The sequence below is a fragment of the Microbacterium sp. Leaf161 genome (genome assembly GCF_001423645.1).
GTDB classification, from domain to species: domain Bacteria; phylum Actinomycetota; class Actinomycetes; order Actinomycetales; family Microbacteriaceae; genus Microbacterium; species Microbacterium forte.
In genome coordinates, this window is the sequence record NZ_LMOW01000001.1 from 2488251 (window position 1) to 2505076 (window position 16826).

Here is a 16826-nt window from a genome sequence, read left to right on the forward strand (position 1 = left end):
CTCAGTTCCGGGTCCCTTCGGGGTGGATCGCCCCGGAGTCCGGCCCCGGCTGTACTGACTCTCCGTTGCCGAGACGAGAGCGGACGTCTCCGACGTCGGCCTGAATCGATGAACCCGGCTCTCCGGACGCCTTGTCGTAGGCGTGGTGGATGCCGACGTTCGAGTCGAGTTCCTTCTCCGAGTCGATCATGAGCTCGGGCGCGGTGAAGCGTCGGGTCTGCGCGGTGACCGCAGGTGCGACCGAGTCGAGTGTCGACGAGCTGATGCCGGGGAACTGCCGAGCTGTCACGAGCACCCTGCTCTCGAGTGAGCCGGCGAACCTGTTGTAGCTGTCGACGGTGCGCTCGAGCGCACGGCGCAGGTCGTCGGCATGCCCGGCGAGCACCCCGAGCCGGTCGTACAGCTGCGTTCCCAGGTTCAGAAGCGCTCGTGCTTCGGTCGACACTTCCTGCTGCGTCCAGCTGTAGGCGACCGTCTTGAGCACCGCCCACAGGTTCACGGGCGACGCGAGGGCGACCCTCTTGCTGAAGGAGTAGTCCAGCAGCGTCGGGTCTTCGTCGATGGCCGCCGCGAGGAGCGACTCGCTCGGCAGGAAACAGATGACGAACTCGGGGCTCGCGTCGAGACCCGACCAGTAGGCCTTCTTCGCGAGTGCGTCTATGTGGGCGCGCACCGCCTTCACATGCTTCTGCATGTGCGCGCGTCGCTGGGCCTCGTGCGCATCGCCGATCGGCAGCGCCGAGGCCTCGAGATAGGCGTCGAGCGGCACCTTCGCGTCGACCGCGATCGACGTGCCGCCGGCCAGGCGGATCACCATGTCGGGGCGGCCCTGGCCGCGGTCTGACGAGATGGTCGACTGCAGGTCGAAGTCGACGTGACGGATCAGCCCTGCGGCCTCGACGACGCGGCGCAGCTGGGTCTCGCCCCAGACGCCGCGCGTGGCTGTCGACCGCAGCGCCCCGGCGAGTGATTCGGTGGTCGATCGCAGCGCCTCGTCGGACTCCTGAGCGCGCCTGAGCTGCTCGGCGAGGGAACCGAACTGCGCATGCCTCTCCTGCTCGATGGCCGCGACTTTCTGCTGCATCTGCTGCAGGCTCTCGCGAACGGGGGCGAGCGCCGTGAGCACCGCATTCTGCTGCTGCACACGCTGCGCCTCGGCGCGCTGCTCGAGTCGCGCGTGCTCGACGGCATCCCGATACAGGTCGTACTGCCGGTCGCGATCGTCTCGGGCGGCGGCGAGCTCCGCCTCGATGCGGGCGAGATCCGCCGCACCGCGCGAGCCGTGGAGGAACCATCCCACTGCGACGCCGGCCACGAGCGCGGCCAGGAGGAGAACGAGCGTGAGAGCATCCATGTGCTCCATGATGCGCTCGGCCACGGACATTCGTCCGGTGCGACTCAGGCGACCGCGCGCTCCGGAGTGGCGACGACCGGATCGGTCACACGCAACGCGAGCGCATCGGCCAGGGAGAAGACGTCGGACGCGCCGTGCCGGCGGGCGGCATCGATGACGATGTGCGCGCAGGCGAGCGCGTCAGCGAGCGCGTCATGGTGCGAGAATCCGGTGAAACCGGCGGCCTCGGCGGCCTTCGGAAGTCGGTACGACTCGAGCTCGTAGGTCTTGCGCGCCACCTGCAGGCTGCACAGCGAGCGATACGGCGGGCAATCGCCACCCGTGGCCTCCGACGCGCGGCGGAGCACATTGAGGTCGAAGCCCGCGTTGTGCGCCACGAGCACGTCTGCACCTGCGAAGGCGCACAGACGGTCGAACTGATCCGTCCAGCTCGCGGCGTCCCGCACATCGTGCGCCCGGATGCCGTGGATCTTCGTGTTCCACTCCTGGAACTCGTCGTGCCCGGCGGGCGGGCGGATCAGCCATCCGGCCGTCGCGACGATCCGGCCATCGCGCACACGCACGAGGCCGACGGAGCAGGCGGAGGCGGGGCTGGAATTCGCCGTCTCGAAGTCGATAGCGGTGAAGTCCAGTGGCACATCCCCACTCTCTCCCGGCATCCGAGACGCTCCCGGATGACTCGCCGTAGGCTGGCGACATGAGTACCGAGCGAGCGACATCCTTCGGCGCCGAAGCCGCGAACTATGAGGCCGGGAGACCCGACTATCCCTTCGAAGCGGTCGCGTGGATGCTCGAGCCGATGCCGCACGGTTCCCGTCGCATCGCCGATGTCGGCGCGGGAACGGGCAAGCTCACTCGCGTGCTCGCTCAGGCGCCCGACGCCGAGGTCGTGGCCGTCGACCCGGACGCCACCATGCTCGAGACCCTGCGTCTGAGCGTTCCCGGTGTTCCCACGTTCCAGGGGACCGCCGAGCGGATGCCGTTGCCCGACGCGAGCCTCGACGCCGTCGTGCTCGGTCAGGCGTGGCACTGGGTGCAGCCGGCGGCCGCGTCTGCCGAGCTCGGACGAGTCGTCCGCACCGGGGGAGTCCTCGGGTTGATCTGGAACATCCGCGACGAGCGCGTGGAGTGGGTTCGTCGCCTGACGGACATCATGCACAGCAGCCCGGCCGAGAACATGGTCAACGGCCCCGGGTCCGACGGCCCCCGCATCGAGGCGCCCTTCACGCACGTCGAGAAGCAGCAGTGGGAGTGGAGCCGCCCGATGAGCAGGGCGAGACTGCACCAGATGGCGCTCTCACGCAGCTACCTCATCACCGCTCCCGCCGACGAGCGCGCGGAGATCACGCGACGGATGGATGCCCTGTTCGACGAGCTGGGGCTCGAAGGCGAGTCGACGATCGACCTCCCCTACGTGACGCACGCGTTCCGCGCCGTGCGCGCCTGACCGGCATCCCGGAGGGGCTGCGCATCTGCGCCAGGTAGACTCGACCCCCGTGGCTCTCACTATCGGAATCGTCGGCCTGCCCAATGTCGGCAAGTCCACCCTTTTCAACGCTCTCACCAAGAACGACGTGCTCGCGGCGAACTACCCGTTCGCGACGATCGAGCCGAACGTCGGGGTGGTGAACCTGCCGGACCCGCGGCTCGACAAGCTCGCCGAGATCTTCGGCAGCGAGCGCATCCTGCCGGCAGCGGTGTCGTTCGTCGATATCGCCGGCATCGTGCGCGGCGCGAGCGAGGGCGAGGGTCTCGGCAACAAGTTCCTCGCGAACATCCGCGAGGCCGACGCGATCGCCCAGGTCGTGCGCGGTTTCGCAGATGACGATGTGGTGCATGTCGACGGTGCGGTCAACCCGGCATCCGACATGGAGACCATCAACGCCGAGCTCATGCTCGCCGACCTCGAGACCGTCGACAAGGCGATCACGCGGTACGAGAAGGAGGTGCGCGGCAAGAAGATCGAGCCCGTCGTCCTCGAGACCGCCAACGCGGCCAAGGATGCCCTCGAGCGCGGCGTGCTGCTGTCCGTCGCCGGCATCGATCTGACTCCGATCCGCGAGCTCGGGCTTCTCACGGCCAAGCCGGTCATCTTCGTCTTCAACGTCGACGAGGGCGTGCTCACGAATGATGCCCGCAAGGCGGAGCTCGCCGCTCTGGTCGCTCCGGCGAAAGCGATCTTCCTCGACGCGAAGATCGAGTCCGAGCTGATCGACCTCGACCCCGAGGATGCCGCAGAGCTGCTCGCGTCGACCGGCCAGGACGAGTCCGGTCTCGACCAGCTCGCCCGCATCGGCTTCGACACCCTCGGTCTGCAGACTTACCTCACGGCCGGCCCCAAAGAGGCGCGCGCGTGGACGATCCCCAAGGGATCCAAGGCGCCGCAGGCTGCCGGCGTCATCCACACCGACTTCGAGAAGGGCTTCATCAAGGCCGAGATCGTCTCGTTCGACGACCTCGTCGAGACCGGCTCCGTCGTCGAAGCCCGATCCAAGGGCAAGGCCCGCCTCGAGGGCAAGGACTACGTCATGCAGGACGGCGACGTCGTGGAGTTCCGCTTCAACAACTGAGGCGGGTCCGGCCGAGCGCTGAGGAGATTGAGGGCGGCTCGTACGACGCCGCGCGTCGCGAATCAGATCTCGTCGCCACGCAGAGCGCGCACGGTCCAGCCGACCCGCACCAACGCCTCCGCAAGGCGGTCGGCGGCAGCCCGCGCGACGTCGAAGCTCGCATCGGAGCAGACGTCGACGGCGATCGGCGGCGGATCGGCGAAGCGTGGTATCTGCACCTCCGCCCAGGCGTCGGGCGAAAGCGGTACCCGAGGGGACGCGGTGCGTGCGTCTCTGATGGCACTGTCCGACGCGAAAGCGATGACGTCCAGCGCATGGAGCTTGGTGATCGGCATGTCCACGACGATGGTCACGACGAAAGCCGCGTTTGCGGTATCCCGGAACTCTGGCCTCACCGCATGAAGGTATCACTCGGCGCGAACATCCGGTCTAGCCGCGACGCTCGACGTCCTGACGCAAGACCTCGGGCCAGGCTTCGACATCTCTCGGGGTGCGGGCGACCGACAGGGTCGTCTGCGGGAGCAGCTCTGCGAGGGATTCCGCGGTCGACAGCGGGTGGCCGGGATCATGCACCCACGCCAAGATCGTCGTCGGCACATCGATCCGCGCGACGGCCTCAGGGGCAGGGAGGTCGCTGAGGCCCGCGCCGCGCAGCAACGACGGCAACAGAGCGTCAGCGACGTCGGGCCATGTCTCCGGCGCGCCGACGGTGGCCGGGGGCGGAACTGATCCCCGAGTGGCGGCGTGGAATGCTTCCACACCGTCAGACTCGATGAGCGCAGCCGCTGCTCGGTAGTTCGCGGCCTGATCGGGTCTGGTGTCCCATGCGGTGGGCGGCACCATGAGCGTGAGCCCCGTGAACCGGTCAGGCTCGAGCGACGCGGCGTGCAAGAGAGTCGCGGCGCCCATGGAGGGGCCGACTCCATGGACGCGTTCGCCCGGGAACCAGTGATCGAGCAATCGCAGAAGATCCTCGGCGAGGTTGTGCCAGCGGTAGTCCTCGGGGACCTTTCGCCCCGTCGACCTGCCATGGCCGCGTGCGTCGTATCGCAGCAGTCGCGTTCCGCTGAGCCCTCGACCCAGGTCGAGATTGAGCACTCGATCGCGGGCACGGCTCGACGTGAGGCCGTGCAGCTGGACCACCGGGTGTCCGCCTTCATCGCTCAAGGACACAGCCAGCTCGGCTCCGGGCACCTCGAAAGTGGGCATCGGGCTCCTCGATCGGTGACTCACCGCGTCGGCTCGGGCAGTCGTGGAGTTTTCAGGTTATCTGGGGCCGCTAAGGTACTGCCCATGCGACTGACCAACGTCACGCACCTCCGCCTCCCGTTCGGACGGCTCTGGGGGTACGACGTGAGCGCGTCTGGGCTCGGGCGACCCATCCCCGTGTCATTCGATCAGCGACTCCATGTCGGAGCAGGCGACCGATCGGGCTCATGGATGGCATTGTCCTTCCGGCTGCCTGCAGCGACTCGACGCGAGTCGATCGCCGATGCCTGGCTGACTGTCGTCGCTCGCCACGGCACGCTGCGATCGGCATTCGCGCCCGGTGCTGACGGCGATCCCGTGCTTCACGAGATCGAGATCGGCCCCGGAAGCTGGGTCGAGCATCAGGTGGCCCCCGGCCAGGCTGTCAACGAGGCCTTGCGGGACATCCTCGACGCGGCATGTTCGCCGTACCAGCATCCTTCGCATCGCCTGTGCGTGTTGGAGACCGCTGCGGGGCTCACGGTCGTGATCGCGGCGGACCACGCGCACGTCGACATGTGGTCGATGCTGGTGATCGCGCGCGACCTGTTGTCTGCGCTCGACGCCGAGAGGGCAGGCGCGAAACCGATGCCGGGGGCGGCGCCGGCGTTCGTCGAACACACGCAAGCATTGCTCGATCGGGATGCTGCGCCAGACCACGTTCGTCAGCGATGGAAAGACATCATCGAGGACAGCGGTGGTGTGATGCCGCAGTTCCCGTTGCCGCTCGGCACGCCCGAGCCGCATCGTGAGCGCGTGGAAGTGCGCGATGTGTTCGACGTCGACGATGCGGCAGCCTTTGCCGTGCAGGCGCGTGACGACGGCGTCTCGACCCTCGCACGCGCGGTGGTCGCGATGACCGCGGTGACGCGCGAGCTGGCGGGCACCCCGCTTCGAGCCGTGTTTCCCGTGCACAGCCGCTTCGAGAACACGTGGCATGACTCGGTCGGCTGGTTCATCACCAACTCCGTCCTCGAGTCGGACGTCGCCGAGCCGCGCGCGGCGGCGGCCGCGGTGAAAGAGGCGGTGCAACTCGGTGCGTGGCCGCTCGCCGACGTACTCGCCCCGTGGGGTGGCATGCCCGTAGCGCCTGGGATGTTCGCGATCTCATGGCTGGACCTGCGCAGGCTGCCTGTGCGAATCGACTCCGTCGCGCTCGACGCCCAGTATGTCAGCGCGGCGACCGACACCGACGGCGTCATGCTGTGGTTCATCCTCGATGAGTCGGGCCTGCACCTGCGATGCCGCTATCCCGATACCGCTGAGGCTCGCGCCAACGTCGGCGGGTGGCTCGACCTGCTTGTGGCCAGACTGCAGGCGGACGCGCGGTCCTCTGTCCGTGGGCGACTGCAGGTCGCCGACCGGACCTTCCGGCTCGAGCGTGCGAGCCGCGATGACATCGAGGCCATCGCCGCACTGCTGCTCGATGATCAATTCGGCTCGGACCGTGAGAGCGTCGAGCTCGAGCGATATGAAGCCGCCTTCAGCGCGGTCGCTCGCGACAGTTCCCACTATCTGGGGGTTGTCCGCGACAGTGCCGACCACATGGTCGCCACGATGCAACTCACCGTCATCCCCGGCCTCTCGCGCGGTGGTTCGACCCGATTGCAGATCGAGGGACTGCGGGTTGCGCCGGGGGAGCGGTCACGGGGCTTGGGCACGGCGATGCTCGAGTGGGCACACGAATTCGGTCGCGCGCGGGGCGCGCGACTGGCGCAGGTGACCACAGACGAAGCACGGGATCGGACTCGCGCCTTCTATACCCGACTCGGATATCAGACTGCCCATGTCGGGCTGAAACGGCACATCTAGCGGCGTACGCTAGCCGTGTTGCCGACCGAAGGACTTCGCCGTGTCTGATCACAACGCGCACATACCCGCCCCGGACGAGCCGTCAGTCCCGGAACTCGAACTCGACGAGACCGTCGCGCCGCGACCGGAGGAGGAGATCGCCGATGTGCTGCGGACGGAACCCGACCTCGAAGACCGCAGCGATCGTTCCGAGTGAGAAGGCGTCTGAGGCTGGGGTGAGGCCGTGGCGCGTGCCTGGCACGCGTGGTCGCGCAAGGCCACGCTCACGGTGACGATCTCGCCTCGGACCCGGTGACGGCGGCTGCCGTCGCCGTCTGCGAAGCTCGGACCCTCGCTACGCGACGAGTGGGTGCGGGTAGGTGCCGTCTCGGCCCTGGAAGCTCAGGATGCTGGGGTTCTGGATCACTCCCTGGCGGATCTCGATCGCGCGTGTGAGCGTCGAGTTCTCGGCCCATGCCTCGGGACCCGAGAGCACGGTGCGGAGGAAGGGCAGCAGCGCCTCGCTGATGTCCCACGTGGCGGAATTCCACAGGTATGACGGGCTGTGATCGACAGCGTAGTAGTTCACGCCCTGACCCACCGTGAACATCGGCTCCTCGAACGACGTCGGGATGGCCCATTCGAAGCCCATGCCCTCGTCGCAGGAGACGTCGATGATCAGGCTGCCCGATGCGAATCGGTCGAGGTCCTCGGTTCGGAGATACGTCAACGGCGCTGCGACGTCCTGCAGGGTGCAATTGACGACGATGTCGTAAGTCGCCAGGAAATCGGGGAGGAGCACGGGGCCGTCGTCCGTCTCGACTGTGCTGAGGTGCGTGGGCCCGTCGTCGGTGTTGAGCTGGGTGAGGTGAGAGTTGTGGATGGGGGAGCCCACCGCCGCTGCCCCGCGCTGCGTGAGGACTTCGATGTCGTGGACTCCGTGCGCGTTCAGTGCGGTCACTGCACCTCGTGCGGTCGCGCCGAAACCGATGACGACGGCGCGAAGTCGCGGCCCGTAGTCGCCGGTCGAACCGACGAGGCTCAGAGCATGGATGACCGAGCAGTAACCGGCCAGCTCGTTGTTCTTGTGGAAGACGTGCAGACTCATGTCGCCCTGTGAGGTCCAGTGGTTCATGGCCTCGAACGCGATCAGTGTGAGGCGGCTGTCGATCGCGGTCTGCGTGAGTGCCGCATCCTGCACGCAGTGCGGCCAGCCCCAGAGGATCCGCCCCTCGGCGAGCTCGGCGACGTCTGCGAGCTGCGGTTTGGGCAGCAGCAGGACGTCGGCGGAGGCGAGCACCTCGGCGCGATCGGCGACGCGTCCCACGCGGGTTTCGACGTAGCCGGGCTCGAGCTGGAAGTCGGTGCCGTAGCCGCGCTCGACGATCATGCGAGCACGAATATCTGCGTGGATGCGGTCGAGGTGGCGAGGATGGATGGGGAGGCGTCGCTCGTTCTCCATCGAGGAGTTCGCCAGCACACCGAGGGTCAGAAGGCCCTGGGTCGCGGTCGAAGTCGAGGGTGACGTGCGAACTGCGGACGAGCGTGTCGTGTCGGACAACGGGTTCCCATCTTCGGGGAACCAGGGTCAGCTCCTGCCCTGACTCTATGCCCCTGGGCGGCGGGGCGTCGCGCGGGGCCGATCTTCGTATCCTGCTCGGGCTACGCTTGATGTCGATCCCTGACACTCGAACGAGGAGCCGCGCGCCCATGACCGATACCCAGATCTTCGAGCCAGAGGGCCGCGCCATCCCCTTCGTGGACGAGGGAGACGGCCCCGTGAAGCTGGTTCTGATCCAGGAGCAGGGGCTCGCCGCCGACGTTCTGGGCGTCGCCGCGCACTACCTCGCCGAGGAGGCGGGCTTCCACGTGCTGCGGATCGGACACCGGTCGGAGCCCGAGGCAACGCTCGACGAGCGCGTCGAGGACGTCATCGCCGTGATCGATCACGTGGGCATCGAAGACACCTGGGTCGGCGGTCACGGCTTCGGCGGCACGATCGCACGCGCGCTGGTGTCAGCGCACAGCGACCGGGCCAACGGCCTGCTGCTGCTCGGTGTCGAGGACGTCGACATCGCGGTCGCACCGGCGATCCCCGTGCTCATCGTGCAGGGGACCGAAGACACCGACACCCCCGCAGCGAACGCCGACGCACTGCAGGCGACGATCCCTGACCGGTCGAGCATCAAGACGATCGCGGGCGACCACCTGTTCCCGATGCACCACCCGATCGAGACCGGCGTGATCATCGAGGAATACCTGGACTGGGACTGACTCCGATGGCAGCATCTGGCCGCACCGTCGTCCTCGCGATCGATCTGCAGGCCGGAGTGACACCCGGGTGCTTCGACGAACAGGGCGTGCTCTCCCGCGCCGCAGCCCTGGTCGACAGAGCTCGCGCAGCCGGAGTGCCCGTCGTCTGGGTGCATCACGACCCCGTCGGCACGGGCACGCCTGAATGGGAGCTGGCGGCTCCGCTGCATCGCGCAGAGGGCGAGCCCCTCGTGCGCAAAAACTACCGGGACTCGTTCGCCGATACGACCCTGCGAGCGACGCTCGACGAGCTGGGTGCGACGCGTCTGGTGATCACCGGCGCGCAGTCCGACTTCTGCGTGCGCACCACCACGCAGCGCGCAGCAGCCGAGGGGTACGACGTCACGCTCGTGAGCGACGCGCACACCACGGTCGACACCGAATGGGACGGCGTGCCGATCTCGGGCGAGCAGATCGTCGCACACACCAACATGTACTTCTCAGGACTGCGGTATCCGGAGCAGGAGTTCGGGATCGCGACGCACGATCAGGTCGTTCTCTGACGACCCGACCCGAGTCTGAGATTCCCTCGCCGCCTGAGATGATGGTCTGATGACCGCCACCCTCGTCGCCCAGAACCTGGCAGGCGGCTACGGCCACCGCATCCTCTTCGAGGGGCTCGATCTGACGGTCGCTCCTGGCGACGTGATCGGCGTCGTCGGGGCGAACGGGGCGGGCAAATCGACGCTTCTCCGCCTTCTCGCCGGGGTGGACGCGCCGATGGGAGGGTCGATCTCGCTCGCACCCACTGACGCGTTCGTCGGGTGGCTGCCACAGGAGCACGAGCGAGTAGAAGGTGAGACGGTCGCGGAGTACATCGCGCGCCGCACCGGGTGCGCGGCGGCGACGCGAGATATGGATGCGGCTGCGGCGGCGCTCGGCGACCCGACGCTCGCGCCGGCGGGCACAGACCCGGCAGACACCTACTCTCAGGCGCTCGACCGGTGGCTTGCAAGCGGGGCGGCCGATCTCGACGACCGCATCCCTGCCGTGCTCGCCGACCTCGGGCTCCCGAGCGGCAGCGGTGTCGCGGCTGATGCGCTCATGACCGGGCTGTCGGGTGGTCAGGCTGCTCGCGTCGGCCTCGCGGCGTTGCTGCTGTCGCGCTTCGACATCGTGTTCCTCGACGAGCCGACCAACGATCTCGACCTCGATGGGCTCGATCGACTCGAGTCGTTCGTCCGCGGACTCCGTGGTGGTGTCGTGCTCGTCAGCCACGACCGCGAGTTCCTGGCGCGCAGCGTGACTCGTGTGCTCGAGCTCGATCTCGCACAGGGATCGAATCGCCTCTACGGCGGCGGCTACGACGCCTTCATCGAAGAACGAGCCGTCGTGCGCCGGCACCTGCGGGAGAGGTACGACGAGTTCGCCGACAAGAAGGCCGACCTCGTCTCGCGTGCCCGCACCCAGCGCGAGTGGTCGAGCCAGGGTGTGCGCAACGCGATGAGGAAGTCGCCGGACAACGACAAGATCAAGCGCAAGGCGTCGGCCGAGTCGAGCGAGAAGCAGGCGCAGAAGGTGCGTCAGATGGAGAGCCGGATCGCGCGCCTGGATGAGGTCGAGGAGCCCCGCAAGGAGTGGCAGCTGGAGTTCACGATCGGTTCGGCGCCTCGATCGAGCAGTGTGGTGTCGACGCTCAGCGGTGCAGTGTTCCGGCAGGGGACCTTCGCCATGGGGCCGCTTTCGCTGCAGATCGATGCCGGCGACCGCATCGGCATCACCGGCCCGAACGGTGCTGGCAAGTCGACGCTGCTGCGAGCTCTTCTCGGGCGGCAGGAGCCGGTCGAGGGGACGGCGAGTCTCGGAAGCAGCGTGCAGATCGGCGAGATCGATCAGGCCCGGTCCTCGCTCACCGGCGACACAGCTCTCGCGGACGCGTTCGAGGCTCTCGTGCCCGAGCTGACATCGGTGGAGGTGCGCACCCTGCTGGCCAAATTCGGCCTCAGAGCCGACCACGTCACCCGCCCCGTCGGAGCCCTGTCTCCGGGCGAGCGCACCCGGGCGGCGCTGGCGCTGCTGCAGGCGCGCGGAGTCAACCTGCTGGTGCTCGACGAACCCACGAACCACCTCGATCTGCCGGCCATCGAGCAGCTCGAGCAGGCGCTCGAGTCCTACGCGGGCACGCTGCTGCTCGTGACTCACGACCGGCGGATGCTGGAGGCCGTGCAGACGAACCGTCGATGGAGCGTCGAGAACGGCCAGGTGAGCGAGGTCTGAGGCTCAGCGCCCCTGACGCTTCTTGTAGGGCTTCGGCTGCCCCTTCACGACGGGCGCACGGCCTTTGCCCTTCGACGCCTTGGCCTTGCCGCCGGCCGGGCCCACCGTCTTCGGCGCGGGCGGGGGAGCAGCGGCCACAGTCGCCTGAGCCTCGACGAGGAACAGCTCGCCGACGCTCGTCAGCCGCGGTGTCCCTTCGCGATTGATCAGGGTGTGCCCCACCTCGTCCTCGAGCTTGTCGAGAGAGGTGTAGAGCGATGCCAGGGGGATGCCCAGCTGCTTGGCGGCTCGGGGGAAGTGCAGCGTCTCGGCGGCGACGACGTAGCGACGGAGCAATGCCAGCTTCATGCGGGTGAACGATCCTTCTGAATCCGCGACGATCGCGGGTCCTCACCTAACCTACGCGAGGCGGATGCACGGCCGCCCCACACATACACGGATGCCGCGGCTCGATGAGCCGCGGCATCCGGTGATCCTGTCGTTCAGGCGACCTGCGGAAGAACCGCGAAGGACACAGAGCCTTCGTCGTCGACACCGGCGTCGAGCACCTTGTCATCAAGCGCTGCGGCAGCGGCCTCGTCGAGGAAGAGTCGGGTGCCGGCGACCTCGACCACCCGGTCGTCGGGCTCAGGGTCCGGGGTCACGAGGACCGCGAGGCGTGCGCCTCCGTCCGGGCCGGCAGTAGGCGTGGAATGGATGCGAAGGCCTGCGTCGGTGGCGTCGGTCTGACGGTTGACGAGGGTGTTCACGATTGCGGTGGCGTTATCGGTGAGGGTGAGCACGAGACTCTCCTTCCGGTTGCGGTCACGCCGCGGGTGCGACGTGTCCGGGCTACGATTCCGCACACCCCTGGGGCGATTCAACCCGACGCGCCCGGTTCGGAGGGGTCTCCCACCTGATGCAGAGGTTTTCTCAGGAACACCTGCTCGGTTCCGTCGCCCTGGGGCACCCGCTCCGCCTCTTCATAGCCGCACGCCTTGTAGAGACGTATGTTCGCCTCGCTCAGGCTGCCGGTGAAGAGCTCGGCTTCACGGGCCGTCGACGAACGCTCGGCCGCGTCGAGCAGCGTGCGTCCGATGCCCTCGCCCTGCATGTCGGGGGCTATCGCTATCCGGCCGATCAGCAGCACTCCGTCGGCTTCGACGAATCGGATCACTCCCACCAGACGGCCGTTCTGGCGGGCTGTCAGCCCCCTGCTCGACCGCAGCTCGGCCTCGACTTCGGGCAGGGTCTGGGTCAGCGGAGGCATGTCGGCGCTGCCGTAGATCTGCGCCTCCGAGACGAACGCCGCCCTTTGAAGGGTGAGCACCTCGCCCGCATCCGATTCTGAGACGGGCCCGATCACCACGTCCGATGCGTTCTCGTCGATGTCCGTCTGTGCTCTCTCTGATTTCGTCACTGCGCCACGATCTGATGAGACCGGGGGGACTGTCAACCCCCTCGATCCGGGCGCGCCGCGGAGCTAACCTCGCAGTTCCCAACCCCAGGAGGACTCCATGGCTGAGAAGACCGCGTCCAAGACCGGCACCGCATCCAAGCGCGGAGCGAAGACGACCAGACGACAGAACGCCGAGAAGGGATTCACGGCATCCACGACGCTCGCCGCCAATCTGCAGCTCGTGCTCGTCGACCTGATCGAGCTCTCGCTGCAGGGCAAGCAGGCGCACTGGAACGTCGTCGGCCGCAACTTCCGGGACACGCACCGACAGCTCGATGAGATCATCGACGCCGCGCGCACGTTCAGCGACACGGTCGCGGAGCGCATGCGCGCGCTGCACGCCGTGCCTGACGGGCGCACCGATACGATCGCCGAGTCGACGTCGCTTCCTGCGTTCCCGATGGGCGAGGTCTCGACGACCGACACCATCGATCTCGTGACCGCGCGTCTGGATGCCGTCGTCGGAACGATCCGCGACGTGCACGACGCGGTAGACGAAGAAGACCCCACGTCCGCCGACATCCTGCACGCGGTGCTCGAGAGCCTCGAGCAGTTCGCATGGATGGTCAGCGCCGAGAACCGCACCCCGGCCGGCCGCTGACGTCTGCGGAGGCCTCGCTTCAGGTCTCGTCGTCCGCCCCGCCTCGCTCGGCCTCGCGCCGCACGAGGCGGGGGAGGACGAGCCACAGGAGGAGCACACCCGCGAACGAGGAGACGAGTGCGATGAGCCCCGCGGCGCGATCGACGGTGAAGTCGATGATGAGAGTCGTGACGCCGATCGTGAGCGCGGCGATCGCCACGAGATCGATCTTCACGATGCGAGCGGCCACCCGCACGAGTTCGGGCTTGCGGCGCCGACCGAACAGCGCTCGATGCATGCCCACCGGCGCCAGTGCGAGAATCGTGGCCACCGCGGCGAGCCCCACCAGCACCACGTACACATCTCGCTGGAACTCGTCCATGTCCTCGAATCGAGGAGTGAACGCCACGGCGAGCAAGAACCCCGTGAGGATCTGGGTGCCGGTCTGCATCACGCGCAGTTCTTGCAGCAGCTCCTCCCAGTTGCGGTCGGCTCGCTCGTTGCGCGTCTCATCGCGCCCGTCGCGGCGGTCATCGAGTTCCGCTGATGGCACGGGTCGGTCATCGGGTTCCATGCGGCCAGTCTCGCGGGATTCGTCGCATCCTGTCCAGCCGCTTGTGCGTCGACCGAGAAGGAGATCATGATGACGCTTCCGCCGATCCGGGAATGGTGGTCGGAGCTGTCGCTCGAGGCGCGGGTCGACGTGCTCGGCGAGTCGGCACCGCAGCTGAGCGAACGGGCTCGAGCGGAGATCCGGACGATCACGGGGGCGGTGGTCGGCATGACCGAGACGCTCTCGGACGAGGACCTCGAGTACGCCCGCTCGGAGACACGCTCCGAGATCGCGGACGACGATTCCGACTGAGCCGACGCGCTCAGCTGTCTTCGACGGCCTTCTCCTCGCGCAGTCGGGGTGTCGTTCGGCGTTCCGGACGCAGGCCGGCCTTGTCGGCATAGAACGCGCGGATCCTGTCCATGTCGGCGGCGACGTCACCCGTCAGCTCGAGGGTGGGCCCGAGACCGGTGGTCATCGTGGTGCGGTCGACGAATCCGAGAGTCACCGGCATTCCGGTCTCTCTCGAGATCCGGTAGAAGCCGGATTTCCAGTACTCGTTGCCCCCACGGGTGCCGTCGGGCGTGATGACGAGACCGAAGACGCTGCCGGAATGCACCTGCGCGACGACGTCATTGACGACTCGTGCAGGGTCGGCTCGATCGACTGGGATGCCGCCGATACTCCGCATGATCGGTCCCCGCCACCCCCGGAACAGACTGTTCTTTCCGAGCCAATGCACCTCGATGTCGAGCTGCCACGCGATTGCCAGCATGAGGACGAAGTCCCAGTTCGACGTGTGCGGCGCACCGATCAAAATGGTGGGTCGCACAGGCGTCGCCTCGGCAGTGAGGGTCCAGCGGCTGACTGCCCAGAAGAGGCGGGCGAGGAGTCGTTTGAGCACTCGTCAACCGTAGGGCAGAACTCCTGGTGAGCCACTGTCGTCGGGCGAAGGAGGGCCGTTTCGAGCCATCTCGTCGCCACGGGCGTACGATCGAATGATGGCCAAGACACAGGACTCCGCAGAGCAGGACGCACCGACCGTGCTTCAGCCGCTGACCGGAACTCCGAACCTTCTCGATGACGACGCCGCCGGGTACTGCAGCGGCGGCGTCTGCCACTTCCCTGCGCCGAAGACGCAGTAGCGATCAGACGCCGCCGCAGCGGCGACGGTCAGTGCCCGCCATGCATCGCGTCGGCCAGATCGTCTGCGGGCTTGCGGACGAACGCGCTCAGCGCGACGGCGGCGAGCGAGATGATCGCGGCGATGAGGAACGCCATCCGAGCGCCAGGTGCTCCAGCCGCGGCCGTCTCCAGTCCCTCGGCCTCTCCTGCGTGCAGGATGGCGGAATAGGTGACGGTGAGGACGGCGACGCCGGCGGCCCCGCCGACCTGCTGGAGAGTGTTCAGCACCGCGGAGCCGTGCGAGTACAGCGAGCGCGGCAGTGATCCGAGCGATGCGGAGAACAGGGGCGTGAAGGACATTGCGAGCCCGACCGACATCGCGGCCTGCACGATGATCAGCACCCACCACACGGTGTGTTCTCCGACGGTCGAGTAGTAGAACAGCGCTGCCGACACGAGGATCGTCCCGGGGATCAGCAGCGGGCGCGTTCCACGAGCGTCGTACACGCGGCCCATGACGGGGCCGAGCAGACCCATCAGCACGGAGCCGGGAAGCAGGATGAGACCTGCTTCGAGGGCGTTGAGTCCGGCGACGTTCTGCAGGTACTGCGGGAGCAGCGTCAGCGTGCCGAACATCGACAGCGCGAGGATCGCCATGATGATGACCGCGAACGTGAAGTTGACCGAGCGGAACACCCGCAGATCGAGCAGAGCGTCATCCATCCGCTGCAGCACCAGCTGACGCCAGACGAACAGCGCGAGGGCGACGGCACCCACGACGAGCGCGATCACGCCGCTGGTCTCGCCGGATCCGCCCTCGCCGCCGAACTGGCTGAGACCGAAGACGATTCCGCCGAAGCCGAGTGCCGCGAGCGGGATGGAGAGCACGTCGAGGGGAACCTTGCGCGTCTCTCCGAGGTTCGTCATCCACTTGACCCCGATGAAGAGCGAGATGAGGGCGATCGGCAGGATGATCGCGAACAGCGCGCGCCAGTGGAGCGTCTCGAGGACCGCGCCGGCGAGCGTCGGGCCGATCGCGGGAGCGAGCGAGATGACGAGGCCGACCCGGCCCATCATGCGACCACGCGACTGCGGCGGGACCACGTTCATGATCGTGGTCATGAGCAGCGGCATCATGATTCCGGTGCCGGCGGCCTGGATGACTCGACCCACGAGCAGGACCCCGAAGCCGGGCGCCACGAGGGCGACCAGCGTGCCGAGCGAGAACGAGACCATCGCCGCGATGAAGACCTGGCGGGTCGTGAAGCGCTGCAGGATGAACCCGGTGGTCGGGATCACGACGGCCATGGTCAGCATGAACGCGCTCGTCAGCCACTGGCCGAGCTCGGGCGGGATGCCCAGATCGGCGTTCAGATGCGGGATCGCGATCCCCATCGTCGTCTCGTTGAGGATGGCGACGAACGCGGCGACGAGAAGCAGCCAGATCACGCGCATGTCGCTGCGAGCGATCTCACCGCTCGCCGCAGCCGGGGGCGTGGTGATCGAACCGGTGTCGACGGCAGACATACGGCCTCCTGGGCAAGAGAGAATGAGGGAAGGCGCGCGAGTGCGCGTTGGACATTCAGCGTAACCACAGCTTCGGACATTCCATTCCGGATCCGGGCGAATCCGCTCTC

General features: G+C 67.6%; 21 protein-coding genes. 10 read left to right on the forward strand and 11 right to left on the reverse strand.

The features are described from left to right. Position 1: 1 nt before the first annotated feature. Complete coding sequence (rmuC, locus tag ASF87_RS11835; RefSeq protein ID WP_056376491.1) at positions 2–1354, reverse strand: DNA recombination protein RmuC; 1353 nt, start codon at positions 1352–1354, stop codon at positions 2–4. A 44-nt stretch (positions 1355–1398) separates the two neighbouring features. Beyond that, complete coding sequence (locus ASF87_RS11840) at positions 1399–1992, reverse strand: exonuclease domain-containing protein (RefSeq protein WP_056376100.1); 594 nt, start codon at positions 1990–1992, stop codon at positions 1399–1401. Between the two features lie 59 nt (positions 1993–2051). On the opposite strand from ASF87_RS11840, the gene ASF87_RS11845 reads away from it, so the two are divergent. Both ASF87_RS11845 and ychF read left to right on the forward strand, forming a co-directional pair. Continuing rightward, entirely contained in the window at positions 2052–2801 is a 750-nt protein-coding gene (locus ASF87_RS11845) for a class I SAM-dependent methyltransferase (RefSeq protein WP_056376103.1), read from the forward strand. Positions 2802–2850: 49 nt separating this feature from the next. Further along, positions 2851–3924 (forward strand): redox-regulated ATPase YchF, encoded by a 1074-nt coding sequence (gene ychF / locus ASF87_RS11850; RefSeq protein WP_056376106.1) that lies wholly within the window; start codon positions 2851–2853, stop codon positions 3922–3924. A 62-nt stretch (positions 3925–3986) separates the two neighbouring features. Here ychF and ASF87_RS11855 read toward each other — a convergent pair whose 3' ends face one another. Then, positions 3987–4277, reverse strand: coding sequence for a hypothetical protein (locus ASF87_RS11855; RefSeq protein ID WP_228385668.1), 291 nt, complete (start codon positions 4275–4277; stop codon positions 3987–3989). A 76-nt stretch (positions 4278–4353) separates the two neighbouring features. Continuing rightward, the gene (locus ASF87_RS11860; protein WP_056376108.1) at positions 4354–5133 is read right to left on the reverse strand and encodes an alpha/beta fold hydrolase; all 780 of its coding nucleotides are present in this window, start codon (positions 5131–5133) and stop codon (positions 4354–4356) included. Positions 5134–5217: 84 nt separating this feature from the next. Here ASF87_RS11860 and ASF87_RS11865 point away from each other — a divergent pair, with 84 nt between their 5' ends. Together ASF87_RS11865 and ASF87_RS17845 are read left to right on the forward strand one after the other, a co-directional pair. Beyond that, positions 5218–6984 (forward strand): GNAT family N-acetyltransferase, encoded by a 1767-nt coding sequence (locus ASF87_RS11865; RefSeq protein ID WP_056376109.1) that lies wholly within the window; start codon positions 5218–5220, stop codon positions 6982–6984. Positions 6985–7024: 40 nt separating this feature from the next. Next, positions 7025–7180: a hypothetical protein gene (locus ASF87_RS17845; protein ID WP_164481685.1), complete on the forward strand. Its 156-nt coding sequence runs from the start codon at positions 7025–7027 to the stop codon at positions 7178–7180. 138 nt (positions 7181–7318) lie between these two features. Here ASF87_RS17845 and ASF87_RS11870 read toward each other — a convergent pair whose 3' ends face one another. Then, positions 7319–8425 (reverse strand): N(5)-(carboxyethyl)ornithine synthase, encoded by a 1107-nt coding sequence (locus ASF87_RS11870; RefSeq protein WP_056376493.1) that lies wholly within the window; start codon positions 8423–8425, stop codon positions 7319–7321. A gap of 248 nt (positions 8426–8673) precedes the next feature. Here ASF87_RS11870 and ASF87_RS11875 point away from each other — a divergent pair, with 248 nt between their 5' ends. The 3 genes from ASF87_RS11875 to ASF87_RS11885 are packed head-to-tail and all read left to right on the forward strand — an operon-like array spanning position 8674 to position 11493. Further along, positions 8674–9237: an alpha/beta fold hydrolase gene (locus ASF87_RS11875; protein WP_056376111.1), complete on the forward strand. Its 564-nt coding sequence runs from the start codon at positions 8674–8676 to the stop codon at positions 9235–9237. Between the two features lie 5 nt (positions 9238–9242). Further along, positions 9243–9779 carry an isochorismatase family protein gene (locus tag ASF87_RS11880; protein WP_056376113.1) on the forward strand — a complete coding sequence of 179 codons (537 nt, stop codon included), beginning with the start codon at positions 9243–9245 and terminating at the stop codon, positions 9777–9779. Between the two features lie 49 nt (positions 9780–9828). After that, a complete protein-coding gene (locus tag ASF87_RS11885; protein ID WP_056376115.1) occupies positions 9829–11493 on the forward strand; it encodes an ABC-F family ATP-binding cassette domain-containing protein in 1665 nt (554 codons plus the stop codon). Between the two features lie 3 nt (positions 11494–11496). Here ASF87_RS11885 and ASF87_RS11890 read toward each other — a convergent pair whose 3' ends face one another. The 3 genes from ASF87_RS11890 to ASF87_RS11900 all read right to left on the reverse strand — a co-directional run bounded on the left by ASF87_RS11890 (position 11497) and on the right by ASF87_RS11900 (position 12892). Next, positions 11497–11841 (reverse strand): LysR family transcriptional regulator, encoded by a 345-nt coding sequence (locus ASF87_RS11890; protein WP_056376117.1) that lies wholly within the window; start codon positions 11839–11841, stop codon positions 11497–11499. 134 nt (positions 11842–11975) lie between these two features. Then, positions 11976–12275, reverse strand: a complete 300-nt coding sequence (locus ASF87_RS11895; protein WP_056376119.1) for a hypothetical protein — start codon at positions 12273–12275, stop codon at positions 11976–11978. 77 nt (positions 12276–12352) lie between these two features. Continuing rightward, complete coding sequence (locus tag ASF87_RS11900; protein WP_228385670.1) at positions 12353–12892, reverse strand: GNAT family N-acetyltransferase; 540 nt, start codon at positions 12890–12892, stop codon at positions 12353–12355. 97 nt (positions 12893–12989) lie between these two features. Here ASF87_RS11900 and ASF87_RS11905 point away from each other — a divergent pair, with 97 nt between their 5' ends. Then, positions 12990–13532: a Dps family protein gene (locus ASF87_RS11905; RefSeq protein ID WP_042542032.1), complete on the forward strand. Its 543-nt coding sequence runs from the start codon at positions 12990–12992 to the stop codon at positions 13530–13532. Positions 13533–13551: 19 nt separating this feature from the next. Here ASF87_RS11905 and ASF87_RS11910 read toward each other — a convergent pair whose 3' ends face one another. Next, positions 13552–14085, reverse strand: a complete 534-nt coding sequence (locus ASF87_RS11910) for a DUF6328 family protein (protein ID WP_056376121.1) — start codon at positions 14083–14085, stop codon at positions 13552–13554. Positions 14086–14154: 69 nt separating this feature from the next. On the opposite strand from ASF87_RS11910, the gene ASF87_RS11915 reads away from it, so the two are divergent. Next, the gene (locus tag ASF87_RS11915) at positions 14155–14376 is read left to right on the forward strand and encodes a hypothetical protein (RefSeq protein ID WP_157550060.1); all 222 of its coding nucleotides are present in this window, start codon (positions 14155–14157) and stop codon (positions 14374–14376) included. 10 nt (positions 14377–14386) lie between these two features. Here ASF87_RS11915 and ASF87_RS11920 read toward each other — a convergent pair whose 3' ends face one another. After that, positions 14387–14968, reverse strand: coding sequence for a 1-acyl-sn-glycerol-3-phosphate acyltransferase (locus tag ASF87_RS11920; protein ID WP_056376126.1), 582 nt, complete (start codon positions 14966–14968; stop codon positions 14387–14389). A 97-nt stretch (positions 14969–15065) separates the two neighbouring features. Here ASF87_RS11920 and ASF87_RS17850 point away from each other — a divergent pair, with 97 nt between their 5' ends. Beyond that, positions 15066–15209: a hypothetical protein gene (locus ASF87_RS17850; RefSeq protein WP_164481686.1), complete on the forward strand. Its 144-nt coding sequence runs from the start codon at positions 15066–15068 to the stop codon at positions 15207–15209. A gap of 28 nt (positions 15210–15237) precedes the next feature. On the opposite strand, the gene ASF87_RS11925 is transcribed toward ASF87_RS17850, so the two are convergent. Continuing rightward, a complete protein-coding gene (locus tag ASF87_RS11925; RefSeq protein ID WP_056376128.1) occupies positions 15238–16716 on the reverse strand; it encodes an MDR family MFS transporter in 1479 nt (492 codons plus the stop codon). Between the last annotated feature and the right edge of the window lie 110 nt (positions 16717–16826).

Bases quoted from the DNA above. Each gene is read 5' to 3' on its own strand.
- rmuC (WP_056376491.1), bottom strand. From the start codon at position 1,354: ATGGATGCTCTCACGCTCGTTCTCCTCCTGGCCGCGCTCGTGGCCGGC.
- ASF87_RS11845 (WP_056376103.1), top strand. From the start codon at position 2,052: ATGAGTACCGAGCGAGCGACATCCTTCGGCGCCGAAGCCGCGAACTAT.
- ASF87_RS11860 (WP_056376108.1), bottom strand. From the start codon at position 5,133: ATGCCCACTTTCGAGGTGCCCGGAGCCGAGCTGGCTGTGTCCTTGAGC.
- ASF87_RS11865 (WP_056376109.1), top strand. From the start codon at position 5,218: ATGCGACTGACCAACGTCACGCACCTCCGCCTCCCGTTCGGACGGCTC.
- ASF87_RS11870 (WP_056376493.1), bottom strand. From the start codon at position 8,425: ATGGAGAACGAGCGACGCCTCCCCATCCATCCTCGCCACCTCGACCGC.
- ASF87_RS11875 (WP_056376111.1), top strand. From the start codon at position 8,674: ATGACCGATACCCAGATCTTCGAGCCAGAGGGCCGCGCCATCCCCTTC.
- ASF87_RS11880 (WP_056376113.1), top strand. From the start codon at position 9,243: ATGGCAGCATCTGGCCGCACCGTCGTCCTCGCGATCGATCTGCAGGCC.
- ASF87_RS11885 (WP_056376115.1), top strand. From the start codon at position 9,829: ATGACCGCCACCCTCGTCGCCCAGAACCTGGCAGGCGGCTACGGCCAC.
- ASF87_RS11890 (WP_056376117.1), bottom strand. From the start codon at position 11,841: ATGAAGCTGGCATTGCTCCGTCGCTACGTCGTCGCCGCCGAGACGCTG.
- ASF87_RS11905 (WP_042542032.1), top strand. From the start codon at position 12,990: ATGGCTGAGAAGACCGCGTCCAAGACCGGCACCGCATCCAAGCGCGGA.
- ASF87_RS11910 (WP_056376121.1), bottom strand. From the start codon at position 14,085: ATGGAACCCGATGACCGACCCGTGCCATCAGCGGAACTCGATGACCGC.
- ASF87_RS11915 (WP_157550060.1), top strand. From the start codon at position 14,155: ATGACGCTTCCGCCGATCCGGGAATGGTGGTCGGAGCTGTCGCTCGAG.
- ASF87_RS17850 (WP_164481686.1), top strand. From the start codon at position 15,066: ATGGCCAAGACACAGGACTCCGCAGAGCAGGACGCACCGACCGTGCTT.
- ASF87_RS11925 (WP_056376128.1), bottom strand. From the start codon at position 16,716: ATGTCTGCCGTCGACACCGGTTCGATCACCACGCCCCCGGCTGCGGCG.